This window comes from Paenirhizobium cremeum (assembly GCF_022884085.1).
GTDB classification, from domain to species: domain Bacteria; phylum Pseudomonadota; class Alphaproteobacteria; order Rhizobiales; family Rhizobiaceae; genus Allorhizobium; species Allorhizobium cremeum.
The window spans coordinates 273,175-299,992 of sequence record NZ_JAGGCS010000002.1; the positions used below are offsets into that span (position 1 = coordinate 273,175).

The window sequence follows — 26,818 nt, forward strand, 5'->3', positions numbered from 1 at the left end:
GGATATCAGCCGTCCGTGACGGCGGCTGATCGCTGGCTGTTGCGCGATTTCCAGACGGTGTGCAGGAAGGCGGCGACGAACATGGCTGACATCAGGAGGACGATGGTCGGGGCAGGGGCGCTGTCGATCAGGAAGCTGAGATAGATGCCGGCGACCGATGCGGTGACGGCGACGGCCACGGCCGTTACCAGCATCGCCTGAAACCGTCGGGTAATCAGGAAGGCGATGGCGCCCGGAGCCACCAGCATGGCGACGGAAAGGATGATGCCGACGGCTTTCAGAGCGCCGACCACCGTCAGCGACAAGACCGCCAGCAGGCCGTAGTGCAGCAGCCGGACCGGCAGGCCGATGGCGCGGGCGTGCTGCGGATCGAAGGCCTGCACCAGAAGATCCTTGCGCAGGATTACCAGAAAGACTGTTGCGGCAAGCGCGATCAGGCCGGTTTCCAGAAGGTCGGAGGGCAGGATGCCGAGCATGTCGCCGAACAGGATATGGTCGAGATGCACGTCGCTCTCGATCTTTACGTAGAGCACGAGGCCGAGTCCGAACATGCCGGAGAAGACGATGCCGAGGACGGTATCTTCCTTGATGCGGCTGTTTTCCTTGAGGTAGCCGGTCAGCAGCGCGCAGGTAAGGCCGGCGATGAAGGCGCCGATGGCAAGCGGAATGCCGGCGATGTAGGCGATCACGATGCCCGGCAGGACGGCATGGGAGACAGCATCCCCCATCAGCGACCACCCCTTCAGCACCAGCAGGCAGGAGAGCAGCGCCATCGGCACGGCGATCATCAGGGTGATGACGAAGGCCGACTGCATGAAGGGAAGCTGGAAGGGCAGGATGAGAAGTTCGAGCGTGTCGTTCACCGCGCTGCCTCCGCTGATGCTGTGGGGCTGGCGAGCGCTGCGCGGGCGCGGCGGCGGGCGGCGAGGAGACCGTGCTTCGGCGCGAAGACGAAGGCGGTCAGGAAGATCGCAGTCTGCAGCACGACGATGACGCCGCCGGTCGCTCCGTCGAGGAAATAGCTGATGTATGCGCCGATAAAGCTCGTAGCCGCACCAATTACGAAGGCCATGAGGATGAGGCGCTGGAAGCGGTCGGTGAGCAGGTAGGCGGTTGCACCCGGCGTCACCACCATGGCGATAACAAGGAAAGCGCCGACGGTCTGGAGGGCGGCGACGGTGGAGCCGGCGAGCAGCGTGAAGAAGATCACCTTCAGCAGATCCGGCCTGAGGCCGATCGAGCGGGCGTGGTTCTCATCGAAGAAGGCGACCATGAAATCCTTCCACTTGGCCGTCAGCACGATCAGGCTGACGCCGCCGATGATGACGAGCTGCAGCGTATCGGCCGGCGTGATCGCGAGGATGTTGCCAAGCACGATGGTCTGGATGTTCACCGAAACGGGGGAGAGCGAGACCATGAAGAGGCCGAGCCCGAAGAAGGAGGTGAAGATCAGGCCGATAATGGCGTCTTCCTTGAGGCGGGTCCGCTGGTTGAGGAAGAGCATGGAGGCTGCCGCAAGGCCACCGGAGATGAAGGCGCCGAAGGCGAAGGGCAGGCCCAGCATATAGGCGCCTGCGACGCCCGGCACGATGGCATGGGAGAGCGCATCGCCGATCAGCGACCAGCCTTTCAGCATCAGGTAGGAGGAGAGAAAGCCGCAGACGCCGCCGACAAGCGCGCTGACGAAAATGGCGTTTCGCATGTAGTCGTAGCCGAAGGGCTCGAGAAGGACGTCAATCATCGATCCTCTCCGCTTCCGGTCGTTCCGTCCGGTTCTCCGTTTCCGGGGAGCCATAGATGACGAAGGGACGCTCGTCGTCGGTGATGACCTTGACCTGCCGGCTGTCGGCATCGTCGTGCAATTCGGCGCCGCCGAGCACGAAATGGCGAAGCGCGCCGCCGAAGGCGATCTTGAGGTTCTCTTCGTTGAAAGTTTCCTCCGTCCGGCCGGATGCGATGACGGTTCCCTTGACGAAAATCGTCCGGTCGCAGAATTCCGGAACGCTGCCGAGATTGTGGGTGGAAACCAGCATGACCCGGCCCTCGGCCCTCAGATCCCGCATCAGCGCGATGATCTGTTCCTCGGTGGTGACGTCGACGCCGGTGAAGGGTTCGTCGAGCAGGATCACCTGCCCTTCCTGGGCGAGCGCGCGGGCGAGGAAGACACGCTTGCGCTGGCCGCCGGAGAGTTCGCCGATCTGGCGTTTGCGGAAATCGCTCATGCCGACGCGGGCAAGCGCCTCGTCCACCATCTGATGATCGCGGCGGCCGGGAATGCGCACGAAATTCATGTGGCCGTAGCGGCCCATCATCACCACGTCCTCGACCAGCACGGGAAAGTTCCAGTCGACTTCCTCGGCCTGTGGAACATAGGCGACGAGGTTTTGGCGCAGGGCTTCGCGAACCGGCATTCCGAGTACGGAAATCTTGCCGGCCGCCAACGGCACGAAGCCCATGATCGCCTTGAAGATGGTGGACTTGCCGGCGCCATTGACACCGACGAGCGCCGTGATCGTGCCCTTCGGAACGGCAAAGCTTGCATGGCGAAGGGCTGTGTGGCCGTTCCGGTAGGTGACGGTGATGTCTTCGGCGCGGATGCCCTCGCGAGTGGCGGCCTTGCCGGAACTTCCCATAATCATTGAGTGAGACCCTTTGCGACGGTGGCGACGGTCACGCGAAGAAGATCGATATAGGTGGGGACGGGGCCATCGGCTTCGCTGAGCGAGTCGACATAGAGCACGCCGCCGTAAGTCGCGCCGGTTTCGGCGGCGACCTGGCGGGCGGGCTTGTCGGACACCGTGCTTTCGCTGAAGACGACGTGGATATTGTGTTCCTTGACCGCATCGACGACGGCGCGCACCTGCTGCGGGGAGCCCTGGCTGTCGGCATTGATCGGCCAGAGGTAGAGTTCCTTCAGGCCGAGATCGCGGGCGAGATAGGAGAAGGCACCTTCGCTGGTGACCAGCCATCGCCTGTCGGCCGGCAGCGTGTCGATCTCGGCCTTCAGCGGACCGATCTCCGCCTTGATCTTCTCGGAATAGGCGGCGGCGTTGGCGGCATAGGTGGCGGCATTGTCCGGGTCGGCGGCACTCAGAGCCTTGCGGATGTTCTCGACATAGATCACCGCGTTTTCCGGCGACATCCAGGCGTGGGGGTTCGGCTTGCCGTCATAGGCGCCGCCGGAAATGCTCATCGGCTGGATGCCATCGCTGACGACGGCGGAGGGAACGTCTCCAAGGTTGGCGAGGAATTTCTCGAACCAGCGTTCGAGGTTGAGCCCGTTCCACAGGACGAGGTTCGCGTCGCGGGCCTTCAGGATATCGCGGGGCGTCGGCTGGTAGTTGTGGATCTCGGCGCCCGGCTTGGTGATGCTTTCGACATCCGCCGCATCGCCCGCAACATTCTTCGCCATGTCGGCAATGACGGTGAAGGTCGTGATGACCTTGAGCCGGTCGGCCGCGGCCGCCCCTTGAGGCAGAAGGAGCAGGGCGAGCGCCGCCAGCGCGGGGAGGAAGCGTATCGACATTCAGGACTCCGAAAAGTTTTTGCGAATAACTCGCAATTAAAGGTAACGCGGAATTCCGGCTTGTCAACGCTATTGCGAATTATTTGCAATTAAGAGCGGAAGGCGCGTCAGGAGTTGGGACGATAGGTGTCAATTGACGAGGATTGTTTCGCCGAGATTAAACCTTCTTCAACAACGTTGTGACAAGTATCGCCTCAGTATTGCGTAAAAGAGCGGGGCAACGCGATGTTGGGGTATTCGGCGTGAAGGGTATCGGCAAGATCCATATTTCACGCAAGCTGGTCCTCGCATTCGGCGGTGTGCTGGTGCTGTGCGGCACGACCGGAGCCGCGGCCGTCTATATCGGCGCGGACAAGATCCTCGGCCCCTCCTACGCTCAATTGAACGGCCTTGCCTGCACCGAGGTGAAGACCGTCACGGTCAAGAAGAAGGATCGCTTCTGGATCAGGAAATACATCACCACCGCCGAGACCGAGGACGGCCTTGCGCGCGTCAAGACGGCGCTGCGCGTGGCGAGCGTCATTCACGACGAGATGAAGCCGGACCTGATCCAGGTGGTGGTGCTCGACGCCAAGGGACCGAAGACGGTGCCTGACATGCGCGGCCGTGCCGTGGGCGCCGATGTTCTCTTCATTTCCGATCCCTCACGCGTGCCGGAATATGCGAGCGGCCAGATGTTCACCGCGCGTTACGTCGACAAGGCCGCCAATGAAATCGGCCAGTTCTACGGCGAAAAGATCAACCTGACGGAAGACGACATCGGGCAGTTGGTTTCCCGGCTCGACGACCGCGCGGACTGTGTGAAGCCGGAGGTTGCGACGCCGGATGGGCATGGCGCCGCTTCCGATGGACATGGCGAGGCCAAGCCTGCCGATGGCCATGGGGGCGCCAAAAAGAAGGACAAATCGTCGGGTCACGGCGAGACCTCCGGTCATGGGGAAGCGGCTCCCGCCGAAGATCATGGCGCCGAGGTTTCGGCCGAAGGGCATGGCGAGGCCGCGCCGGAAGGAGCGGAGGGCAAGAGCAAGGGCTGGTTTGCCTCGATCACCGGCATGATCCTCGGTGGCGACGAGCAAGAAGCGGCCACACCCGGTTCGGCAGATCATGCCGCAGCCCCTGTCGCCGAAGGCGATGCGGGCCATGGTGAACCCGTCACCGAACAGGCCGCAGCCGAAGAGGATTCCGGCCACGGCGCGACGAAGCCGGTGGCCGCGGAGATGCCGCACGACACGGCGGCCGGAAAACAGGCCAGCGCCCATGGAGCGGAGCCATCCGCTCCGGAGCACGAGGTTGCTTCCGCCCCGGCCGCTGCCGAAGCGCCGAAAGGCTGGCTCGGCTCCGTCAGCGGAATGATCTTCGGAGAGAAGGAAGCAAAGCCGCTGCCGTTCGGAGGCGCCGGCCGGAAGATCGTGCCTGCCGAGCAGACGAGTGCTCCCGCACACCCGGAACAACCTGCGGCCGAGAATGGCGCACACGGCGATCAAGCCCATGCGCCGGCCGTGAAGCCGGACGAGGCAAAGGCGCCGGAAGCCGCCGCGACGGATCACGGGGCCGGCGAGATGAGCACCGAAGCCGATGCGGCGGGCGCCGCCTGGCTTGCGAAGCTGCGTGCCGTCCCGGTCGAGGCTGCCCCGGACCATGCGCCCGCTGCCGATACGGCAGAGGCACATGGGGAGCAGCCAGCCGAGGTGATTCCGGCGGAAGACAGCCCCATTCTGCCGCCCAAGGCGAGCGACGCCAAGCCGCAGACGGAAGCCGGTCACTGAGCGCTCGGGGACGCTGCCGGCGCGGTATCCCCGTAATGCCAAAGACCATGTTCGGCGCTATTCGCCGAAACCGGCCGGATCGCATAAGTCTTTGCGTTCCTTCATAACTTTTTCCTGGACTTCCGACATTGGCGGCGAAATGCCCGCCGGATATCACTTCCTCTTCGTTTGAACGAAGGGGGAATTGCCGTGCGTTTTGCCATTGCCTTTGCGGGGTTGCTGGTTTCCGCCACGCTCGCATCCGCGAACGATCCATTCGAGGGCAATCCGAGAGGTCGATTGACGGTCAGACTGGAGCTTTCCGGGTCTCACAGGGTCGATATGCCGAACGGTGTCGAATGGGCGGCAATCGACGCAAAGAGAAGGATGGCGGTGGAGTTCGAGATGGTCGACGTCGGCAATGACGGATTGCCGATCGTTTCGGCGAAGCCTGCCAGTTCAGAGCTTTCCCCGCAGATGGAGGGGTTGAAAGCCAGGATCGATGCATGCGGTGGCGATCAGGCCTGCCTTGCGCGAACGATGATGGAGTTCGCAGCCGCGGGCAACGGCGGCAATGTCTTCCAGCAGATGACGGGACAACAGCCGGGACGGTTCCGGAATCTGGCCGGCGACCGTGCCGGCACCTGCGCGAAGGGAAGCCTGACGGTGGCCGATACGCTGAGCGGTGTCTATATTCCGCCGCCGGAAGCCGCGCGTCCCTATCGGTTCTCCCGCAATGGAAGCCGGACCCTTCCGGTCGCCGACGAACGTATCATGGATACGCTTTGCGGGGTCGAGATGACCATCGACAAGGCGGCGAATACGATGAGCCTTCGTCTTCCGGTCTCCCTGCCGGTCGGGATCACGCTCGGGGTCGAGGCGTTTACCGACGAAAAGGCGGTATCGCTGGTCGAGGGAGAACAGTTCCTCACCCTCTACGACCAGCCTTCGGGCAGTCCCGGCGCCTGGAGCGGATCTGCCGAGATCAGGAGTGTCGGCTCCGCTTCCCACAATTCGGGTCAGGTGAGCGCGGTCCTGCATGGCCGTCTCGAATGGCATCTTACCATCGATTAGACGGCCTGTTTAACCGCTGTTGCCGGGGCACAGGCCAGCAAGACCCAAGCTGGGCCGCGGACAAAAAAGGCGGCCTTAAGCCGCCTCTCTTTATTCCGGTCCGGGACTGCCTCAGTCCGCCTTGTTGCGGCGGGCGGGGAAGAGGATGACGTCGCGGATCGACGGCGCGTTGGTCAGAACCATAATCAGGCGATCGATGCCGATGCCGAGACCGCCGGCCGGCGGCATGCCCTGGTCCATGGCGTCGAGGAATTCCTCGTCGAGCGCCTTTTCCTTTTCGCCGCGGGCGTGGGCCTGGGCAAGCTGCTCGACCATGCGGCTACGCTGTTCTTCGGGATCGTTGAGTTCGGAGAAGGCGTTGCCGAGTTCCCAGCCGTTGACATAGGTCTCGAAACGCTCGACCAGGCGCGGCTCGCCCGGCACTTCCTTGGCGAAGGGCGAGATGTCCTTCGGAAAATGAATGACATGGGCCGGCTGGATGAGGTCGCCCTCGACGGTTTCCTCGAAGACGAAGGCGAGGCATTCGCCCCAGGTCGCATCCTTCTCGACTTCGAAACCCGCATGGCGGGCGGCGGCGCGCGCTTCCTCGTCGGTCTTGATGGCGAGGAAGTCGATGCCGGTCTTTTCCTTGACCGCGCCGGGCATCGAGATGCGGCGGAACGGGCCCTTGAAGGACAGGACCTTGTCGCCATAGGGCACCTCGGTCGTGCCGTGCAGGCTCACGGCCAGTTCGGAGAACAGCCGCTCGACGAGGTCCATCACGTCCTCGTAGTCGGCATAGGCCCAGTAGCACTCCATCATGGTGAATTCGGGATTGTGCCGGGTGGAGACGCCTTCGTTGCGGAAGTTGCGGTTGATCTCGAACACCTTGTCGGAGAGGCCCGAGACCAGCGTGCGCTTGAGGAAAAGTTCCGGCGCGATGCGCAGGAACATGTCCATCTTCAGCGTGTTGTGGTGGGTCTTGAAGGGTTCCGCCGTCGCGCCGCCATAGACGGTCTGCAGCATCGGGGTCTCGACCTCCATGAAGCCATCGGCCTCCATGAAACGGCGAACGCCGGAGATGATTTTCGAGCGCTGCAGGAAGCGCAGTTTCGATTCCTCGTTGGTCAGAAGATCGAGATGGCGCTTGCGGTAGCGGATCTCGACGTCGGAGACGCCGTGCCACTTCTCGGGCATGGGCAGGAGCGTCTTCGTCAGCATGGTGATTTCATGGGCGTTGATGGTCAGTTCGCCACGCTTGGTGCGGCGGACCTGGCCCTTGACGCCGATGATGTCGCCGAGATCGATCATCGGCAGCAGCGCGCGGGCGGCCTCCGGAGTCGTATCCTTGTGGGAGAAGATCTGGATCTTGCCCGTCGCGTCGTGCAGGTCCATGAACATGCCGGAGTTGCGTGAGGAATAGACGCGGCCGGCAACCGTGACGACGTCTTCCGATTCCGTGTCGGGTTCCAGGCCCTCGTATTTCTCGGCCAGTTCCGCATTGGTGATCGTACGGTGGAAATGCGCCGGATAAACATCGCCGATCTGCTGGCGCAGCAATGCGAGCTTCTGGCGGCGCACCTCGGTTGCGTCGGAAGAGAGGGCGGTTTCGTTCTTCGTTTCAGACATTCATTCGTTCCTGTGACGGCCGGTTGCCGATCGAGACTTTCTTACTGGGCGCCGACCATCGAGGTCAGCACCTGCGATGCGACCTTGAGGCGCTGGCGCACGACCGAGCGGCCGAGAAGCGCCATCGAGTCGAACAGCGGCAGCGAGCGGGAACTGCCGGACATCGCCACGAAGAGCGGCGGGGTGACGACGCGCAGCTTCTTGCCGAGGCGATCGGAAATGTCGCGCAGTTCCTGCTCGATCGTCTCGACGTTCCATTCGAGGATCTTTTCGAGGTCGAAGGCCACCGTGTTGACGATTTCCAGCGTTTCGGCCGGCGAGGTCTTGAGACCGGCGAAGGAGGCGGGCGTCAGGCCGACGTCGTTCGACAGCAGGAAGCCCGCGAGCTGTGGCAGTTCGCCGAGCTTGGAGATGCGGCTCTGGGCGAGTTTCAGGCCTTCCGTCAGGCGGTCGTTTTCCGAGGCCCAGTTGAAGACGCGCGCGAGGAACTCCTCGGGCGTCAGCTTCTCGCGCATCCAGCGGCCGTTCAGCCAGTCGAGCTTCTGCACGTCGAAGATCGCGCCGGCCTTGGACAGGTTGTCCGGATCGAACTTTTCGGCAAGCTCGTCCATGTCAAGCATCTCCTCGCCCTCGGCGATCTGGATGAAGAACAGGCCGAGGAAGTTCATCAGCGCTTCCGGCAGGTAGCCGAGCGCGGAATAATAGGAGATCGAGGTCGGGTTCTTGCGCTTCGACAGTTTGGACTTGTCGGCATTGCGCATCAGCGACAGGTGCATGAACTTCGGCGGCTCGAGACCGAGATACTTGTAGATCAGGATGTGCTTCGGCACGGAGGCCAGCCATTCCTCGCCGCGGGCGACGTGGGTGATCTTCATCAGGTGGTCGTCGACGACGTTTGCCATGTGATAGGTCGGCATGCCGTCGGCCTTGAGCAGGACCTGCATGTCGACGGCTTCCCACGGGATCGAGACATCGCCATAGACGCCGTCATGGAAGTCGCAGGAGCCTTCGGTCGGGATCTTCATGCGCACGACGGAGGGTTCGCCGGCTTCCATCCGCTCGATGACCTCCTCGGCCTTGAGGTTCAGGCAGTGACCGTCATACTTCGGCGGCAGGCCCTTGGCGCGCTGGGCTTCGCGCATCATTTCCAGGCGTTCCGGCGTGCAGAAGCAGCGGAAGGCATGGCCGTCGCGGACCATCTGCTCGACGAAGGGGCGGTAGATATCCTTGCGCTCGGACTGGCGGTAGGGGCCGTAGGGGCCGCCGACATCGGGGCCTTCGCTCCATTTCAGTCCCGTCCATTTGAGCGCGTCCAGCACCTTCTGCTCGAATTCCGGCGTCGATCGGGTGGCGTCGGTGTCCTCGATGCGCAGGATGAACTCGCCGCCCATCTTCTTTGCGAAGAGATAGTTGAAGAGAGCGATGTAGACGGTGCCGACATGCGGCTCGCCGGTCGGGGAAGGTGCGATGCGGACGCGAACGCCGGAAGTGCTCATGGTAACTTGCTCGTGCTGACGTGCGGATGATCCGGGCGCGAAGCGCAGGATCAGCGAATAAGGGAAAATTCTCTGGCGGAATCCGTTAAAAGGCGTCGCCAAGCGCACCAATTGCCGTATTTTCCGCAGGCAGGCTTAGGCCATATTCAGCCGCAGGCGTCAAGGGAAACTGCGTGCGCGGCGGATCATGGCAGCCCTGCCGGCAGGGCAAGGCAATATCGTCTCACACTTTTTTCGGCTCTTTCGGAACCAACGGCGTTTTATCTCGTTTCATATTGCGAATGCGGGTCGTGCCAACCGGACGCGACGGTGATGGGGAACATGGAGATTTTTCCGGTTTCTCTCCGTGGCCAACGAATTGGCAGACGAGCCCCTTAATCGTCCGGCCCGTGTTCTCCCCGATCCCCCGCCTGCGAGGCCTGCATCGACGGTGCGGGCCTCTTTTTGAGCTGTTTTCCCGAGAGTATCGCCGGCGAAAACGGCAGCGCTTTCAATGCTTCATCTCCTTGTCTCCCCACAATCCCCCGACGCAAAACCGGTACCCAACTTCGCTGAAGCTGCCCTAGGTCACTGGCCAGACGAGAAGCAGCACGGGGATACTGACCACGACGATCAAAATGGAGAGCGGCAGGCCGAGACGGGCATAGTCGCTGAACCGGTAACCGCCGGGACCCATGACGAGGGTGTTGCATTGATGGCCGATGGGGGTCAGGAAATCGCAGCCGGCGCCGATGGCGACCGCCATCAGAAAGGCGTCCGGCTTGTAGCCCAGGCCGATCGCGAAGCTTGCAGCGATCGGTGCCATCACCAGAACGGTGGCTGCATTGTTGAGAAAGGGCGTGACGGCCATCGCCGTCACCAGAATGAGGGTCAGCGCGCCATAGGCCGGCATGCCTTCCGCCGTGCGACGGAGCCAGTCGGCGATCAGGTCGCTCGCTCCGGTCGTCTTCAGCGTCTGCGAAACCGGGATCAGGGCGCCGAGCATGACGAGGATCGGCCCATCGATGGCGCGGTAGATCTCGCTGAGAGGAATGACCTTCAGGATCACCATGGCGACCGCAGCAGCGAAGAAGGCGAGCGCGACCGGCGCGAGACCGAGCGCGGTCGCCACCATGGCCACGGCAAGGATGGCAAGCGGCAGAAATGCGTTGCGCGGAGTGCCGAGCAGGATCTCGCGCTCGGCAAGCGGCAGGCAGCCGAGTTCGAGCAAAAGTCCCGGGAGAGCCTGTCTCTGGCCCTGGAGAAGGACGACATCGCCGGAGCGCAGCGTGAGCTGACCCAGCCGCTCGCGGATGCGCTTGCCTTGCCGGCTGACCGCCAGCAGGTTGACCCCATAGGTGTTGAACAGCGAGAGCTCGCGGGCTGAAAGGCCGACGAGCGCGGAGTCGCGGCTGATGACTGCCTCGATCGAGGTGATTTCGCCGCCCTTTTCACCGCTGTCGATCGGTCCGCCCGAGAGGGAAAGGCTCGCCCGCGACACGATGCCGTCGAGCGCCTCGGACGGGCCTTCCAGCAGCAGCGCGTCGTTTTCCTTGAGCGTCACGTCGGGAAAGGGCGAGATGCGGGTGTGTCCGCGCAGGATGGCGGTGACGATCACTTCTCCCGCGCCGAGGGAAAGCAGTTCGTTCAGGGTCTTGCCGACGAAGGGCGATTGCCTGCCGAGCGTGGCCTCTGTCGAGAAAGTCGAGTTTTCGAGCGCTTCCTGCAGCGAGGGTGTCTGGTTTTCCCGCTTGGGCACAAGCCAGTAGAAGAAAATGAGAAAGACGATACCGGCAAGCGCCAGAGCGGCGCCGACCGGGGTGAAGTCGAACATGGTGAAGGGAGCGCCCGAGATTTCGGCGCGCAGCCGCGAGACGACGATGTTCGGCGAGGTGCCGATCTGGGTCATGAGGCCGCCGAGCAGGGCGCCGAACGCCATGGGCATCAGGAAGATCGAGGCCTGTATGCCGGAACGGCGGGCAAACTGGAAGGCGACCGGCATCATGATCGCCAGGGCGCCGATATTCTTGATGAAGGCGGAAAGCACCGTCACGGTGACAAGCAGGAGCAGCATCTGTCCGCGGACCGAGATCAGCGTCGGGAAAAAGCGCTTGATGGCGGCGTCGACGACGCCGGAACGGGCGACCCCGGCGCTGACCACAAGCGCGCTGCCGACGATGACGACGATATCGTCGGAAAAACCGGAAAATGCATCCGCTGCCGGCACCAGCCCCAGGGCAACGGCGAGCAGCAGGGTCGCGCAGGCGACGATGTCATATCTGAAGCGATCCCAGAGAAAGGTCGCCATCATGATGGCGATGACGGCAAAAGCGAGGATCTGTTCTGTTGTCATCGGGCTCCGGAGAAGTTGCAGCGAGCGGCAGGCGGGGCGTCGAAAAGGAAATGTCGCATCCTGCCCGTTTGTTCCCAAGCCCGATTCCGGACGGGCCGGAAAACAAAATGGCCCGCGACGGGGCGGGCCATTGAAGGAAGAACGGATGCGGGATCAGTGCTTCTGTCTGGCCGCTTTTTCCGCCTGCCGCTTGCGCCGCGCCAGCATGTTCAGCGCTTCGACCAGCGCGGAGAAGGCCATGGCCGCATAGACATAGCCCTTCGGCACATGGAAGCCCATGCCATCGGCGATCAGGGTCATGCCGATCATCAGCAGGAAGCCGAGCGCCAGCATGACGATGGTCGGGTTCTTCTCGATGAAGTTGGCAAGCGGGGTTGCGGCGACCAGCATGACGGTGACAGCGATGATGACGGCCGCGACCATGATCGGCAGGTGCTCGGTCATGCCCACCGCGGTGATGATGCTGTCGACCGAGAAAACGAGATCGAGCAAAAGGATCTGGCCGATGGCGGCTGCGAGCGTGCCGCCCTTGGAGGAGGCGATGAAGTCTTCGCCTTCTTCCTGCGGATCGACATTGTGATGGATTTCCTTGGTGGCCTTCCAGACCAGGAAAAGGCCGCCCGCGATCAGGATCAGGTCCTTCCAGGAGAAACCGTGGCCGAACGCCTCGAACAGCGGCGTCGTCAGCTTGACGATCCAGGCGATCGTGCCGAGCAGGGCAAGACGCATGACGAGCGCCAGGCCGATGCCGATGCGGCGGGCGCGTTCGCGCTGTTCCGGCGGCAGCTTGTTGGTCAGGATGGAGATGAAGACCAGGTTATCGATGCCAAGGACGACTTCCATGACAACGAGGGTGATCAGGGCGATCCAGGCGGCGGGATCCTGTAGCAGAGCAGTGATTTCCTGCATGAGCTCTTTCCGGTTAGCAGTTTCGGGCCGAGGTCAACAAATGGAGCATTGCTCCACCGAGGACAAGGCCGCCAAGGGCTTGCGCGGAAAAAAGTTGCCCCGTTGCGGCTTCAGGTCGTTCGATCCGGGCCGTAGGCTGCCATGAAGACATAGATGGCGCTGTCCACGACGCGGTCGATCTCCGTCTGATCGGGGACGGTTTTGATCTCGTTGAACAGCTTGAGCTTGAAGTAGGTTCCGGTCGCCAGATCGATGAACTGCCGGGCGGCGAGCTCCTCGTCCACGGATTTGAGCGCCCCTTCAGCCATCTTGCGGCGCAGGAATGCCTCCAGAACCGTGCGGGCATTTGCCGGCGCAGCCGACAGGAAGCGGCGGCAGAGGCCGGGCATGCGGTCCACCACGCCGAGAACCGTGCGCATGGCAGGTATCATGTCTCCAACCAGAATCTGCCGGGCAAAGGCGATGCCGAAGCGACGCAGACCGTCTTCGACGTCGTGGCTGTCGGCGAGAATATCGCGGAGCGTTTCGGTGAGGCGGCCTTTTTCACGTTCGATGAGCGCCGCAAAGAGGTCTTCCTTGCTGTCGAAATAGACGTAGATCGTGCCTTTGGAAACGCCGGCTTCGCGGGTGACGTCGTTCATGCTTGCGGCGTCGAAGCCCAACTTCATGAACACACGCTTGGCGCCATCCAGGATCTGGCCACGTTTCACCGGGTCCTCACCGGCCGCAAAGCGGCTGGGAGAGGGGGAGGGACAGGAGGCGTCCATCACGGTTTTGTCTGTGACCTTTTTGGGTTGGCGGGCCATGGGTCTCCAAAAATTAACGAAACTCAACCCGAGACACTGCGTCGGGCTCCATTGCCACTTGATATGTGACAAAAAAGCCTTTATGTCAATCGAACCGAACGGTTCAGTTCGATTTCGTTATACGAGCGGGCAATATTCATGACAGTGTCTCAAAGGACGGGCGCGGTTCGCGCCGTTGAAAGCGTTGAAGAGCAGGTGCCGGTAGCCGAGGCGCCGCGGGAGGTGACCGCGGCCGGAGCGCCGGCTGCCGCTGTCCCGGCGAAGGAAAAGAAGCGTCGCAGCCCGGTTCTGCCGGTGATCCTGCTGGCTCTGCTCGGCGGCGCCGGCTGGTACGGTTACCACTGGTGGACCGATGGCCGTTTCATGGTCTCGACCGAGGACGCCTATATCGAGGGCGACATCGCGATCATCGCGCCGAAGGTCTCGGGCTATATCGCGTCCGTTCCCGTCAAGGACAACCAGATCGTCAAGGCCGGCGATCCTCTCGTCGTTCTCGATGACGGCGACTATCGCATTGCCGTCAATCAGGCCGCGGCAACGCTGAAGAGCCAGCATTTGACGCTCGACCGTATCGACGCGCAGATCAAGGGCGGCGAAGCAACCCTCGAACAGGCAAAGGCGCAGAAACAGTCGGCGGTGGCGAGCCTCGACCTCGCCCAGCTCTCGTTCAAGCGCGTCAGCGGCCTGCAGGCGCAGAAGGTGGTTTCGACCGCCGATCTCGACAGCGCCAAGACCTCGCTGGAGCAGGCGCAGGCCAATGTCACGGCTGCGGATGCCAGCATCGCATCCGCCGATGCCCAGATCGCCGTATTGAAGGCGCAGCGCGCCGAGGCGGAAGCCAGTATCCGCTCAGCGGAACTGTCGCTGGAAAAAGCCCAGCGCGATCTCGATTTCACGGTCCTCAAGGCGCCCTATGACGGTGTCGTCGGCAATCTCGCGGTTCAGGTCGGCGATCTCGTTTCGACCGGCAAGCGTCTGGCGGCTCTGGTGCCCGTCCAAGATCTTTATATTGAGGCGAACTTCAAGGAGACCCAGATCGCGCATCTGGTGCCGGGCTCCAAGGTGAGCATCCATGTCGACGCCTATGGCGACAAGCCGCTTGAGGGCACTGTCCGGTCGATCGCTCCGGCTTCCGGCTCGGTCTTCTCGATGCTTCCGGCCGAAAATGCTACGGGCAACTTCACCAAGGTTGTCCAGCGCGTTCCGGTTCGCATCGCGCTGCCGGAAGATGCCCTGAAGGAAGGGCATTTGCGGGCGGGCCTCAGCGTCGTCGTCGACGTCGATACGCGCACGGCGCCGGCCGGTTCGGCGCTTGCCGCGAACTGACGGCAGAAAGGCAAGTCCGATCATGGCAACGGCAGGCACGGTAACGGCGGGTGGCGGGATTGCCGCGCCCGCAGCGGAGCGCATGGACCCGAAACGCATCGTCGCGTTCTTCGCGATGGTGTTCGGCATGTTCATGTCGATCCTCGATATCCAGATCGTTTCCGCCTCGCTTGCCGAGATCCAGGCCGGTCTCGGGGCCGGTTCGGACGAGGTCGCCTGGGTGCAGACCTCCTACTTGATCGCCGAAGTCATCATGATCCCGCTTTCGGGCGTGCTCGCCCGCATCGTCTCGACGCGGGTGCTGTTCGCTTTCTCGGCTGCGGGATTCACCATGGCGAGCGCGCTGGCCGCGACCGCCACCAATATCGAGCAGATGATTATCTATCGCGCCATCCAGGGCTTCATCGGCGGCGGCATGATCCCGTCGGTGTTTGCCGCGGCCTTTACGATCTTTCCGCCGTCGAAGCGCGCCATCGTGTCGCCGATCATCGGTCTTGTCGCGACGCTGGCGCCGACCATCGGACCGACCATCGGCGGCTATATCAGCCACGCCATGTCCTGGCACTGGCTGTTCCTGATTAACGTCGTGCCCGGCATCATCGTGACCGCCGTCACCTGGAGCCTGATCGACTTCGACGAACCCGACTACAGCCTGCTGAAGAAATTCGACTGGTGGGGGCTCGCGACCATGGCGGTCTTCCTCGGATCGATGGAATACGTTCTCGAAGAGGGCAACAACAAGGACTGGTTCGGCGACGAGCATATCGTCATGGGAACCGTCGCCATGGTGATCGGGGGCCTGATATTCTTCTACCGCGTCTTCAAGGTGGATTTCCCGGTCGTCGACCTCAGGGCGTTCAGCAATCGCAACTTCGCCTTCGGCTCGCTTTTCTCCTTCATCATGGGTGTCGGTCTCTACGGGCTGACCTATCTCTATCCGCTCTATCTCGGGCGTATCCGCGGTTACGATTCGATGATGATCGGCGAGACGATGTTCGTCTCCGGGGCGGCGATGTTCTTCACCGCACCCGTCGCCGGCGCGCTCTCGGCAAAGCTCGATCCACGGGTGATGATGATGGTCGGCTTCGGAGGTTTTGCACTCGGCACCTACCTGATGACCGGGGTAACGGCCGACTGGGATTTCTACGAACTGCTGGTGCCGCAGATCCTGCGCGGCTGCTCGCTCATGCTGTGCATGGTGCCGATCAACAATATCGCGCTCGGAACGCTGCCGCCTGATCGCATCAAGAACGCTTCCGGCCTGTTCAACCTGACCCGTAACCTTGGCGGTGCGGTCGGTCTGGCGATCATCAACACCATGCTGACACAACGTTCCGACGAGCATTACGCCCGGCTCTCCGAACACGTCACCTGGAGCAATCCGGAAGCGCTCGACTGGCTGTCCAGCGTCGGCGCCAACTACGACAGCTACGGTCTCGACGGCTCGCTGACGGCAATCAAGAAGCTTTCCGGCGTCGTGACCCAGCAGTCGTGGCTTTTGTCCTTCATGGACGTGTTCATGGGGCTGACGCTTTTGTTTTCCTGCCTGATTTTCCTGACGCTTCTCATCAAGAAGCCGAGTGCGGCAGCCCCCGCCGGAAGCGGCCACTAACGGGTTTTCTTTCCGATTTCATCCTATCCACCGCCGCCGGGACCGTCGCCTTCGGGCGGCGGTCCTCGTGTTTCCGGAGGAAATCTGAGGTACGTACATCAAATTTTGATTTACGTACCTCAAATCGTCGGCTAGAAGTCATGGCCGGAGGAGCCGATGAAGCCGACAGTCCATGACATCGCGACCGCAGCAGGCGTCAGCCTTGCCACCGTCGACCGGGTGCTGAACCGTCGGCCGGGGGTCAGCGCGCGTACCCGCGAGAAGGTCGATGCGGCGATTGCCTCGCTCGGTTTCGTGCGCGACATGGCCGCCGCCAATCTGGCGAAGGGGCGGACTTATCCCCTCGTCTTTATCCTGCCGTCCAACGACAATTCCTTCATGCGCCTGATGGAGGCCGAGGTGCGCAGCGCCATGCAGCGCTCGGCGCTCGAACGGACCGATATCCGCATTCTCGCAGTGCCCGCCTTCGATACCGCTCCCCTTGTTGCGGCGCTCGACAGGGCAGCCGGGGAGAAGCCGGCGGGCGTCGCGCTGGTCGCCGTCGATGCGCCCGAAGTCATCGCCGCCGTCAACCGGCTGGCGGATGCGGGCATCCCCGTGGTGACGCTCGTCTCCGATCTGCCGGCGTCGCGGCGCGTTCACTATGCCGGTATCGACAACATTGCCGCGGGCCGGACGGCGGCGGGTCTGCTCGGCCGTTTTGCCGGAGAAAGGGCAGGGCCGATAGCGGTTCTTGCCGGTTCGATGCTGGTGCGCGACCACCGGGAACGTCTGGACGGTTTCCGGCAGGTGATGGCGGAGAGCTATCCGCATCTCAGGCTTCTCGATGTCGTCGAGGGACGTGACGATCCGGCGACCGTCGAGCAGTTGCTCCTCGATCTCTTCTGCGAGCATGGCGATGTGCGCGGCATCTACAGTCTCGGTGCCGGCAATCGCGGCCTCATCAAGGCGCTGCGGCAGACGGTATTCGAGCGCCGGCCCGCCGTTATCGCCCATGAACTGACGGAGACGACGCGGCTGGGGCTCATCGAAGGGCTGGTCGATGCCGTTCTCAATCAGGATGCCGGGCATGAAGTGCGCAGCGCCATCCGGGTGCTGAAGGCAGAGGCCGACGGTTCCCATGTGCTGGCGGCGCAGGAGCGCATCCGCATCGACATTTTCTTGAAGGACAACCTGCCGTAACGGCGGGAATAAGGGAGGATCGCAATGTATCTGGGACTGGATCTCGGCACCTCGGGCGTTAAGGCGCTGCTGATCGACAGGGATCAGAAGATCGTCGGCTCCGCCAACGGCGCGCTCGACGTTTCGCGGCCGCATTCAGGCTGGTCGGAGCAGGAGCCTACCCACTGGATCAGGGCGACGGAGGAGGCGATTGCCGGCCTGAAAGCAAAGCATCCGAAGGAACTGGCGGCGGTGAAGGGCATCGGCCTTTCCGGCCAGATGCATGGCGCGACGCTGATCGACGCTTCGGACAAGGTGCTGCGTCCCTGTATCCTGTGGAACGACACCCGTTCCTTCGAGGAGGCCGCCGCGCTCGATGCCGATCCGCGCTTTCGCAAGATTACCGGCAATATCGTCTTTCCGGGGTTTACAGCGCCGAAGCTCGTCTGGGTGGCGAAGCACGAACCGGAGATCTTCGCGAAGGTGGCGAAGGTGCTGCTACCCAAGGATTATCTCAGGCTCTGGCTGACCGGTGAATACATTTCAGAGATGTCGGATTCTGCCGGAACCTCCTGGCTCGATACGGGCGCGCGCAAATGGTCGTCCGAACTGCTGGAGGCTACGGGCCTTAGCGAAGGGCAGATGCCGTCGTTGGTGGAAGGCACGGAGGCCGGCGGAACCTTGCGCGCCGGGCTTGCATCCGCCTGGGGCATGGGGTCGGGCGTGGTGGTGGCCGGCGGGGCGGGGGATAACGCCGCTTCCGCCTGCGGCATGGGCACGGTTTCCGAGGGGCAGGCCTTCGTCTCGCTCGGCACGTCGGGCGTGCTTTTCGCCGCGAACGGTTCCTACCTGCCGAAGCCGGAAAGCGCGGTGCACGCCTTCTGCCACGCGCTGCCCGCTACCTGGCATCAGATGGGCGTCATTCTCTCGGCGACCGATGCGCTGAACTGGCATGCAGGGGTGACGGGCAAGGGCGCCGGTGAACTCACCGCCGAACTCGGCGACACGCTGAAGGCGCCGTCGGGAGTGACCTTCCTTCCCTATCTCTCCGGCGAACGCACGCCGCATAACGACGCGAAGATCCGCGGCGCCTTCATCGGTCTCGGCCATGAGAGCGGCCGGGCGGTGCTGACGCAGGCCGTGCTCGAAGGCGTCTCCTTTGCGATCCGCGACAATCTGGAAGCGCTGAAATCGGCGGGAACGCGGATCGGGCGGGTAACGGCAATCGGCGGCGGTTCCCGCTCCCGCTACTGGCTGGCCTCGATTGCGACTGCACTTGGCGTTCCGGTCGACATTCCGGCGGACGGCGATTTCGGTGCGGCCTTCGGTGCCGCCCGTCTGGGCTTGATTGCTGCGACCGGTGCGGACCCGCTTTCCGTCTGCACCGCGCCTGAGACAGCCGAGACCATCGAGCCGGTTTCGGCGCTGGGCGGGGCCTACGAGGAGGCCTATGGGCGCTACCGGGCGCTTTATCCGGCGATCAGGCCGTTGGCTCAATAACCGTCTTATCGGGAGGGAAGAAACCCCTCCCCAACCCCTCCCCACAAGGGGGAGGGGCTCTGTCGCCTTCTAGGCCGCCGTTGCAAATGACGATGACGGTTCCGCCCGTTTTCTCCCCCCTTGTGGGGGAGATGCCGGCAGGCGGAGGGGGACTTGGCTTTTACATTCAACAGGAGGAAATACTCATGAGCACAGGCTTTTTCGGCGATATCCAGAAAGTGAAATACGAGGGGCCGGACAGCACCAATCCGCTGGCCTATCGCTACTACAATCCCGACGAGGTGGTGCTCGGCAAGCGGCTGGAAGACCATCTGCGCTTCGCCATCGCCTATTGGCACACCTTCACATGGCCGGGTGGCGATCCGTTCGGCGGGCAGACCTTCCAGCGCCCGTGGTTCTCCGACACCATGGAGGCGGCGAAGGTGAAGGCGGATGTCGCCTTCGAATTTTTCCAGTTGCTCGGCGTTCCGTTCTACTGCTTCCACGATGCCGACGTGCGTCCGGAAGGCCGGAACTTCGCCGAGAACACCAAGAACCTCAACGAGATCGTCGACTACTTCGCCAGGAAGCAGTCCGAGACCGGCGTGAAGCTGCTCTGGGGCACGGCAAACCTCTTCTCCAACCGCCGTTTCATGGCCGGTGCGGCGACCAATCCCGATCCGGACGTCTTCGCCTTCTCCGCCGCAACCGTGAAGACATGCCTTGACGCCACCATGCGGCTCGGCGGCGAAAACTACGTTCTCTGGGGCGGCCGCGAGGGCTATGAGACGCTGCTCAACACCGACCTCAAGCGCGAACTGGACCAGCTTGGCCGCTTCCTCAACCTCGTCGTCGAGTACAAGCACAAGATCGGTTTCAAGGGCACGATCCTGATCGAGCCGAAGCCGCAGGAACCGACCAAGCACCAGTACGACTACGATGTCGCGACCGTCTATGCCTTCCTGCAGAAGAACGGGCTGGAGAAGGAAGTGAAGGTCAATATCGAGCAGGGCCACGCCATCCTTGCCGGTCATTCCTTCGAGCATGAGCTTGCCATGGCGAACGCCTTCGGCATCTTCGGTTCGATCGACATGAACCGCAACGACTACCAGTCCGGCTGGGATACCGACCAGTTCCCGAACAATGTGCCGGAAATGGCGCTCGCCTATTACCATGTTCTCGCAGGCGGCGGTTTCACCACCGGCGGTACCAATTTCGACGCCAAGCTCCGCCGCCAGTCGCTCGATCCGGCCGATCTGCTCTATGGTCATATCGGCGGCATGGATTGCTGCGCCCGCGGCCTGAAGGCGGCGGCGAAGATGATCGAGGATCGTGCGCTGTCGAAGCCGCTCGAGGAGCGTTATGCCGGCTGGGAAAGCCCCGAGGCCCAGAAGATGCTGCGCGGCGAATATTCGCTCGACGAGATCGCCGCCTATGTCGAAAAGGCCGATATCAATCCCGAGCCGCGCTCCGGCCGCCAGGAATATCTGGAAAACGTGGTCAACCGCTACGTCTGATCGATGTTTCTGACTTAGTGCCAGGCCGGGGTGCGAAGGTATCCCGGCCTTTTGCGTTGACAGGGCCTGCCGTATCAGCCGGGTCGATTGGTCTTGATATAGTCCACGAAGGCGCGCAGCGGTGTCGGCATCAGGCGGCGTTCCGGATAGTAGAGGAAGGGGCCGGAGAAGCTGAGCCACCACGGCTCAAGCACCGGCAGCAATTCGCCGCTGTCGAAATACGGTTTCAGCCAGTCTTCGAACAGGGAAAAAATGCCCGCGCCCGATATGGCGGCGCGGATGCCGAGTTCGCTTGCGTCTCCTGCCTGCACGATCAGTTGCCCATTGGGCTCGACCACAAGCGTCTCGTCATCCTTCTCAAACTCCCACGGCATGATGGGGCGCCCGGCGAAGCGGCTGCGGATGCAGTTGTGCGCGAGCAGGTCGTGGGGATGCTGCGGATGGCCGTGTGCCTCCAGATATGCAGGAGAGGCGCCGAGGGCGTAGCGCTGCAGGCGGGGCCCTATCGGGACGGCGATCATATCCCGCGCCAGGCGTTCGTCATAACGAATGCCGGCATCGTAGCCGGCTGCTATCACATCGATCAGGCTTTCCTCGGTGTCGATTTCCAGCCGGATGTCGGGATAGGCGGCCAGGAAGCCGGGAACGATCGCCGGCAGCACCATTCTGGCGGCGCTGGCCGGCACGTTCAGTCTCAGCGTGCCGGCCGCCCGGCCATCGAAACTCCTGACATGTTCCAATGCCGCTCCGATCTCACCGAAGGCAGGGGCGATGCGCTCCATCAGCCCGCGTCCGGCATCGGTGGGCACGACGGCGCGTGTGGTGCGGTTGAGCAGGCGTACCCCGAGCCGGGCTTCCAAACGGCGCACTGCGTCGCTCAATGCCGAGGCGCTGGTGCTGCCCAGACGGGCGGCCTCGCGAAATCCGCCGGCGCGGGCGACCGCGAGAAAAGCGCTGACATCGCTCATTTCGGGTTCGTCGACCATCGTGCCTCCTGATGATTGTCCTGTTTTTCGGACGACCTGTCCGGATTGCCTCCCATTATCCTGAAAGTGCGGGTGCCGTACATATTCGCCACCACACAAAAGGAGAAATCGACATGGCCACTCTGACAAAAGCCGGCAGCTTCGAACTGGGCAATCTCACCGTCAAACGTCTCGGTTACGGGGCCATGCAATTGGCTGGCCCCGGCGTCTTCGGTCCTCCGAAGGATCGGGCAGAGGCCATTGCCGTCCTGCGCGAGGCGGTCGAAAGCGGAGTCGACCACATCGACACCAGCGATTTCTACGGCCCGCATGTCACCAACCAGATCATTCGCGAGGCTCTGCACCCTTATGCTGACCACCTTGTCATCGTCACCAAGGTCGGCGCGGTGCGCGGTGACGATGGCTCGTGGAACCCGGCCTTTTCGAGGGAGGCTCTTATCAGGGCCGTGCACGACAATTTGAAGAACCTGGGACTCGACGCGCTCGACGTCGTAAACCTGCGGGCGATGTTCGACGTGCATGGACCGGTCGAGGGCGATCTCGAAGAACCCTTGACCGTGCTTGCCGAGTTGCAGCAGCAGGGACTGGTCAAGCATATCGGCCTTTCCAACGTCACGGCCAGGCAGGTGGCGGACGGCCGCAAGATCACCGAGATCGTCTGCGTGCAGAACCAGTACAATCTTGCACATCGCGGCGACGACGCCCTCATCGAGCAACTGGCGGCCGAAGGGACGGCCTATGTGCCGTTCTTCCCGCTTGGTGGCTTCTCGCCGTTGCAGTCCTCGACCTTGTCCGACGTGGCGGGAAGGCTGGACCTCACGCCGATGCAGGTGGCGCTCGCCTGGCTGCTGAAGCGGTCGCCGAACATCCTGTTGATCCCCGGCACCTCGTCCCGCATCCATCTGCGGCAGAATCTCGCCGTCGCCGATGTCGATCTGCCCGCGGATGCGATGGCGGAACTGGACGGGATCGGTTCGGCGGGTTGAGATCCGCCGGGGAGGGAGGCGCCGGTCCTTTCTCTCGCAGGTCGAGGTTGACGGAAACGAGGGGCATTCTCCCGACCGCCGCCGTCACCCGATCGCGATGATTTCGAGCTCCTGGCCGTTCATGCTCACGACATCGCCGACGGCCTTGCCGATCAAAAGCCTGGCCACCGGGGAGACATAGGAGATGGAGCCGGCCTTGGGGTCGGCTTCGTCCTCTCCGACGATACGATAGGTCTGCACCCGGCCATCGTCGCGTTCGAAGGTCACCGTGCCGCCAAAGGCGACGATATCCGTGGAAACAGGCGGCGGCACGAGCTGGGCCGTGCGGACCCGTTCGGTGAGATAGCGCAGATCGCGCAAGGGACCGGCGGTCTGCCTGCGCTTCTCGTTCACGTCCTCGATGCCGCTTGCCGCTTCATAGGCCTCCCGGGCCTGCCGGAGCTGCAACTCCAGAGCCTTCAGACCCGCTTCCGTCACGAGGTTTGGATGAGGCGAGATCGGCCGATCCGGCAAAAGGGTTTCTGCGGCCGTTTCGGCACTCTCTTCCTTGACGAAGGCTACACTCAATCTCGAACTCCGTTCCGCCGCGCGTTGTCTTTTCGCGCACAGGCTTCCAGTCCCAATGACTGTGGGCGCATAGTATATGGCAAACGCGGCCGGGCTGACAAATCGGCCGCAAGCGGCTGGTTGCCGGCGCGATCAGGTTTTCGATAGCAGCAGGCGGACACCGGCAAAGCCGAAGACCATGGCGAGCGTGCCTTCGATCCATCTGCGGGATTTCCTGTAGGCGCGTCCCATGAGCGCGGTCGAGAACATCAGGGCGTAACCGATAAAGACCGAAAATCCGATGACGGCACAGCCGCCGACGATGGCGGCGAGGGTGTAGGCCGGGGCATCGGGACGCAGGCCGAGGGACATGATCGCGATCCATCCGAGAATTGACTTCGGATTGGTCAGGTGCAGCAGGAGCCCCTTGCGATAAAGCGTCGTCCATTGCGCCGTGGTATCGCTCATCATGCGGGGCTCGTCGGACGAAAGGGCGGATTTCGCCGATTTGTACGTGAGGTAGAGGAGGTAGATGCCGCCTGCGATCTTGATCGCGAAGAGGGCTTCGGCGTAGCGCGCCAGGATGGTGGAAATGCCGGTGGCAGCCAGCGTGGCCCAGAACATGCTGCCCGTCAGCACGCCGAGCGCCAAAGCCACGGCGGATGTCCGTCCCTGGTTCATCGCGACGCCCATGATGGCCATGTTGCTCGGGCCGGGACTGGCGACTGCAATCAGATAGGTGACGTAGACGAGCATAAGATGGTGAAGATGCTCCATATTCAAGGGGCTCACTCCGATTGCGGTTTTCGCGGAAATGCGCATGTTTTCGGAACTATAGCGACGGACATTGATCCGCAAACAAGGCCGATCTGCGTTTGTCGGATAAAAAGGCAGGGGAAGCTGAGGCAGGGGTTTCCGTCGATCACCTCACCTCTTGCCCGGTGCGGTCACCGATCCGCGGACGATGAGGTCCGGCATGATAAGGATTTCGCGTTTTTCGGTGAGCGGTGTGGCGAGCGTTTCGAGCAGCAGCTCCATGGCCTGCTTGCCGATTGCCGTGCGGGGCTGGCGGATGGTGGTAAGCGGCGGGTTGAGAAAGGTCGCCTGAGGCACGTCGTCGAAACCGATCACCGAGAAGTCGCGCGGCAGGTCGTAGCCACGGGCGGCGAGCCCGTTGATGACGCCGACGGCGGTTGCGTCGTTCACGCACATGAAGGCCGTGGGCAGGGTGTCGCGCATGAAAAGCTGCTCCACGGCGAGCCTGCCGCTCTCGATCGAGCCTTCGCCGTCGAGCACCATACGCTGTTCCTGTGGAATGCGGGCGGCATCGAGGGCGAGGTCGTAGCCTTTGCGCCGGCGCACATGGCCGAGCTTGGTCTTGCTGTCGCCGACGAAGGCGATGGAACGATGGCCTGAGGCCAGCAGATATTCGGCAGCCTTGCGGGCACCTGCAGTGTCGTCGACGCCGACATAGGGAATGGAACTGCCGAAGACTGGCTCGAAGACGGCCACGGAGGGAGGCAGCCGGGCGGTCAGCACCTGATGGCCGAAGGGTTCGTGGCCGGTAAAGAGCAGCAGGCCGGCAGCCTGACCGGAATTCAGGAATTTCAAATATTCGAGCCCGCGTTCGGGGTCGTTCTGGGTGTGGCCGATCAGCACGCCGAAGCCATGGGCGCGTGCCTCGTTCTCAAGGCCGATCAGAATGCTGGAAAAGTTCGGGTCGCCGATATCGGGCGCCAGAACGAGAATCATGTTGGAGCGACCCATGCGCAGGCTGCGGGCCATGGCATTGGTCGTGTAGCCGGTGATCGCAATCGCCTGGTTGACGCGCTGACGGGTGGATTTCGCCACCTTTTCCGGCGTGTGGATCGCCCGGCTGACCGTCGCGATGGAGACTTCCGCCAGACGGGCGACATCCTCGATCGTTGCGGGCTGGGAATTCGACACGGCCATGGTCCCGTTTGCGTGGGTTTTGAATGGCTTGCGGCCTTCGGGGGCTTCTTGCAACCGCGAAAGCGGAGGGCGATGAAATAATCCCCAATTGAGGGAGGATGTAAACCTTTACATGGCCGATGTAAAGGTTTACACAATTCAGCACAAGCGGTTGAGGAGCCGCCGGGAGGATTGCATGACACTGGTAGGGGAGGAGCCGCGCACGCCTGTGCTTGCGGCCGAGCGCATCTCGAAGTCTTTCGGCGAGGTTCAGGTGCTTTTCAGCGTCGATTTCGACGTGCTGCCGGGCGAGGTTCATGCGCTGGTCGGCGAAAACGGCGCGGGCAAGTCGACGCTCGTCAAGATCCTCTCCGGTTTCGAAAGCCCGACCTCTGGGCGCATCCTGCTCGATGGCCAGCCGGTGTCGCTACCGGCGAACGGCGCGGCCGAGGCGCTCGGCATCGTGCTGATCCACCAGGAATTCAATCTCGCCGATCATCTGACCGTCACCGAGAGCCTGTTTCTCGGGCGCGAGGTTACCCGTTTCGGCGTGCTCGACCGCAGTCACATGCGCCGCGAGACGCGCCGGGTGCTGGATCTGCTCGGCTCCCATATCGACGAAAACGCGCTCATCAGTTCGCTTGCGGTTGCCGACAAGCAGATGGTGGAAATCGCCAAGGCGATCAGCCGCGAGGCGCGCGTGGTGTTCATGGACGAGCCGACGGCGGTGCTGTCGCGCGAGGAAACCGATATTCTCTTCGATCAGGTGCGCAAACTGCGCGCCAAGGGCACCAGCTTCGTTTTCGTGTCGCACAAGCTGGACGAGGTGATGGAACTCACCGACCGGGTGACGGTGCTGCGCGACGGGCAGTGGATCAAGACCGCGCCGACGGCGCTGCTCGACGGGGAGGCGATCGCGCAGCTCATGGTGGGGCGCGAACTGTCGAGCCTCTATCCCTCGAAGGAGGAGCCCGATGTGGACGAGGACGTCGTTCTGTCGGTGAGCGGTCTCAATACCGGCTATGTAAAGAATGCCGGTTTCGAACTGCGCAAGGGCGAGGTTCTCGGCTTCTCCGGTCTGATCGGCTCGGGCCGCTCGGAGCTGATGGAGGCGATTGCGGGGCTGCGTCCACGGCTTTCCGGCGAGGTCGTGCTGAAGGGCGAGCCGCTGCCGCCGCATGACTTCCGCGAGGCGAACCGCCGTGGCCTCGCCTACATGACCAAGGACCGCAAGGGAAAGGGCCTGCTGCTCGGGGAAGGCATGACGGCGAACCTGACGCTGCAGTCGATCGATCGGCATGTGACGCATGGCTATCTCGATCCTGCCAGCGAGGCGAAGGCGATGGCGCGGGCGAAACGTCGCTTCGATATCCGCGTCCGCGACGACCGGGTGAAAGTCGGGCGGATGTCGGGCGGCAACCAGCAGAAGCTCTTGCTCGCCAAGATCATGGAAACGGAGCCTGACGTCATCATCATCGATGAGCCGACCCGCGGCATCGATGTCGGCACCAAGCAGCAGATCTATCATTTCATCGCAGCTCTTGCCCGGGAGGGGCGCTCGATCATCGTCGTCTCCTCCGAGATGCCGGAGGTGATCGGGCTCTGCACGAGGGTTGCCGTGATGCGGGAGGGGCGGCTGGTCGGCATGCTGGAGGGCGAAGAAATCTCCGAGCAGATGATTATGCGCTACGCCGCGGGGCTGAGGAAGCAGCAGGCCGCCGGCTGAGCCCCGGCTTCGGCAAGGCGGCGGGAAGGAAACAGGGCAGGACCGTATCGG

The 26,818-nt window shown here is 62.8% G+C and carries 22 protein-coding genes; 9 read left to right on the forward strand and 13 right to left on the reverse strand.

Translation table 11 applies throughout. The features are described 5' to 3' along the window. Nucleotides 1-5 precede the first annotated feature (5 nt). Genes J5N58_RS04740 through J5N58_RS04755 form a run of 4 tightly spaced genes read right to left on the reverse strand, consistent with a single transcriptional unit; the run spans nucleotide 6 to nucleotide 3,526 of the window. The gene (locus J5N58_RS04740) at nucleotides 6-863 is read right to left on the reverse strand and encodes an iron chelate uptake ABC transporter family permease subunit (RefSeq protein ID WP_113340790.1); all 858 of its coding nucleotides are present in this window, start codon (nucleotides 861-863) and stop codon (nucleotides 6-8) included. Continuing rightward, complete coding sequence (locus J5N58_RS04745; RefSeq protein ID WP_112829351.1) at nucleotides 860-1,741, reverse strand: metal ABC transporter permease; 882 nt, start codon at nucleotides 1,739-1,741, stop codon at nucleotides 860-862. The genes J5N58_RS04740 and J5N58_RS04745 overlap by 4 nt, the downstream gene beginning before the upstream one ends. Further along, a complete protein-coding gene (locus J5N58_RS04750; protein ID WP_162708255.1) occupies nucleotides 1,734-2,639 on the reverse strand; it encodes a manganese/iron ABC transporter ATP-binding protein in 906 nt (301 codons plus the stop codon). The genes J5N58_RS04745 and J5N58_RS04750 overlap by 8 nt, the downstream gene beginning before the upstream one ends. Next, the gene (locus J5N58_RS04755; protein WP_113466465.1) at nucleotides 2,636-3,526 is read right to left on the reverse strand and encodes a metal ABC transporter substrate-binding protein; all 891 of its coding nucleotides are present in this window, start codon (nucleotides 3,524-3,526) and stop codon (nucleotides 2,636-2,638) included. The genes J5N58_RS04750 and J5N58_RS04755 overlap by 4 nt, the downstream gene beginning before the upstream one ends. Before the next feature lie 242 nt (nucleotides 3,527-3,768). Here J5N58_RS04755 and J5N58_RS04760 point away from each other — a divergent pair, with 242 nt between their 5' ends. Both J5N58_RS04760 and J5N58_RS04765 read left to right on the forward strand, forming a co-directional pair. Next, nucleotides 3,769-5,292 (forward strand): putative sodium/potassium/calcium exchanger, encoded by a 1,524-nt coding sequence (locus tag J5N58_RS04760; RefSeq protein WP_244709890.1) that lies wholly within the window; start codon nucleotides 3,769-3,771, stop codon nucleotides 5,290-5,292. A gap of 189 nt (nucleotides 5,293-5,481) precedes the next feature. Next, nucleotides 5,482-6,345 (forward strand): hypothetical protein, encoded by an 864-nt coding sequence (locus J5N58_RS04765; RefSeq protein WP_244709892.1) that lies wholly within the window; start codon nucleotides 5,482-5,484, stop codon nucleotides 6,343-6,345. 111 nt (nucleotides 6,346-6,456) lie between these two features. Here J5N58_RS04765 and lysS read toward each other — a convergent pair whose 3' ends face one another. From lysS to J5N58_RS04790, 5 genes are all read right to left on the reverse strand, one after another. Further along, entirely contained in the window at nucleotides 6,457-7,953 is a 1,497-nt protein-coding gene (lysS, locus tag J5N58_RS04770; RefSeq protein WP_244709894.1) for a lysine--tRNA ligase, read from the reverse strand. 41 nt (nucleotides 7,954-7,994) lie between these two features. Beyond that, nucleotides 7,995-9,449 (reverse strand): glutamate--tRNA ligase, encoded by a 1,455-nt coding sequence (gltX, locus tag J5N58_RS04775; protein ID WP_112829357.1) that lies wholly within the window; start codon nucleotides 9,447-9,449, stop codon nucleotides 7,995-7,997. 562 nt (nucleotides 9,450-10,011) lie between these two features. After that, nucleotides 10,012-11,781, reverse strand: coding sequence for an SLC13 family permease (locus tag J5N58_RS04780; RefSeq protein ID WP_244709897.1), 1,770 nt, complete (start codon nucleotides 11,779-11,781; stop codon nucleotides 10,012-10,014). A 153-nt stretch (nucleotides 11,782-11,934) separates the two neighbouring features. Beyond that, a complete protein-coding gene (locus J5N58_RS04785) occupies nucleotides 11,935-12,690 on the reverse strand; it encodes a TerC family protein (protein ID WP_113447681.1) in 756 nt (251 codons plus the stop codon). Between the two features lie 110 nt (nucleotides 12,691-12,800). Beyond that, complete coding sequence (locus tag J5N58_RS04790; RefSeq protein WP_113447680.1) at nucleotides 12,801-13,496, reverse strand: TetR/AcrR family transcriptional regulator; 696 nt, start codon at nucleotides 13,494-13,496, stop codon at nucleotides 12,801-12,803. A gap of 138 nt (nucleotides 13,497-13,634) precedes the next feature. Here J5N58_RS04790 and J5N58_RS04795 point away from each other — a divergent pair, with 138 nt between their 5' ends. From J5N58_RS04795 to xylA, 5 genes are all read left to right on the forward strand, one after another. Beyond that, nucleotides 13,635-14,822 (forward strand): HlyD family secretion protein, encoded by a 1,188-nt coding sequence (locus tag J5N58_RS04795; protein ID WP_113466467.1) that lies wholly within the window; start codon nucleotides 13,635-13,637, stop codon nucleotides 14,820-14,822. Between the two features lie 22 nt (nucleotides 14,823-14,844). Continuing rightward, a complete protein-coding gene (locus tag J5N58_RS04800) occupies nucleotides 14,845-16,434 on the forward strand; it encodes a DHA2 family efflux MFS transporter permease subunit (RefSeq protein WP_113438068.1) in 1,590 nt (529 codons plus the stop codon). A gap of 156 nt (nucleotides 16,435-16,590) precedes the next feature. Further along, a complete protein-coding gene (locus J5N58_RS04805) occupies nucleotides 16,591-17,616 on the forward strand; it encodes a LacI family DNA-binding transcriptional regulator (protein WP_113438067.1) in 1,026 nt (341 codons plus the stop codon). A gap of 24 nt (nucleotides 17,617-17,640) precedes the next feature. Next, entirely contained in the window at nucleotides 17,641-19,095 is a 1,455-nt protein-coding gene (gene xylB / locus J5N58_RS04810; RefSeq protein WP_244709899.1) for a xylulokinase, read from the forward strand. A gap of 185 nt (nucleotides 19,096-19,280) precedes the next feature. Beyond that, nucleotides 19,281-20,591 (forward strand): xylose isomerase, encoded by a 1,311-nt coding sequence (gene xylA, locus J5N58_RS04815; protein WP_113340780.1) that lies wholly within the window; start codon nucleotides 19,281-19,283, stop codon nucleotides 20,589-20,591. 74 nt (nucleotides 20,592-20,665) lie between these two features. On the opposite strand, the gene J5N58_RS04820 is transcribed toward xylA, so the two are convergent. After that, nucleotides 20,666-21,577, reverse strand: coding sequence for a LysR family transcriptional regulator (locus J5N58_RS04820; RefSeq protein WP_244709901.1), 912 nt, complete (start codon nucleotides 21,575-21,577; stop codon nucleotides 20,666-20,668). 113 nt (nucleotides 21,578-21,690) lie between these two features. On the opposite strand from J5N58_RS04820, the gene J5N58_RS04825 reads away from it, so the two are divergent. Then, a complete protein-coding gene (locus J5N58_RS04825; RefSeq protein ID WP_112829366.1) occupies nucleotides 21,691-22,563 on the forward strand; it encodes an aldo/keto reductase family oxidoreductase in 873 nt (290 codons plus the stop codon). A gap of 84 nt (nucleotides 22,564-22,647) precedes the next feature. On the opposite strand, the gene greA is transcribed toward J5N58_RS04825, so the two are convergent. From greA to J5N58_RS04840, 3 genes are all read right to left on the reverse strand, one after another. Next, nucleotides 22,648-23,130: a transcription elongation factor GreA gene (gene greA / locus J5N58_RS04830; protein ID WP_112828793.1), complete on the reverse strand. Its 483-nt coding sequence runs from the start codon at nucleotides 23,128-23,130 to the stop codon at nucleotides 22,648-22,650. 132 nt (nucleotides 23,131-23,262) lie between these two features. After that, complete coding sequence (locus J5N58_RS04835; protein WP_244710101.1) at nucleotides 23,263-23,886, reverse strand: LysE family translocator; 624 nt, start codon at nucleotides 23,884-23,886, stop codon at nucleotides 23,263-23,265. Between the two features lie 150 nt (nucleotides 23,887-24,036). Next, a complete protein-coding gene (locus tag J5N58_RS04840) occupies nucleotides 24,037-25,056 on the reverse strand; it encodes a LacI family DNA-binding transcriptional regulator (protein WP_112828829.1) in 1,020 nt (339 codons plus the stop codon). A 181-nt stretch (nucleotides 25,057-25,237) separates the two neighbouring features. Between J5N58_RS04840 and J5N58_RS04845 the strand changes: the two genes are divergently transcribed. Then, nucleotides 25,238-26,767, forward strand: a complete 1,530-nt coding sequence (locus J5N58_RS04845; RefSeq protein ID WP_113442357.1) for a sugar ABC transporter ATP-binding protein — start codon at nucleotides 25,238-25,240, stop codon at nucleotides 26,765-26,767. Nucleotides 26,768-26,818: the final 51 nt, after the last annotated feature.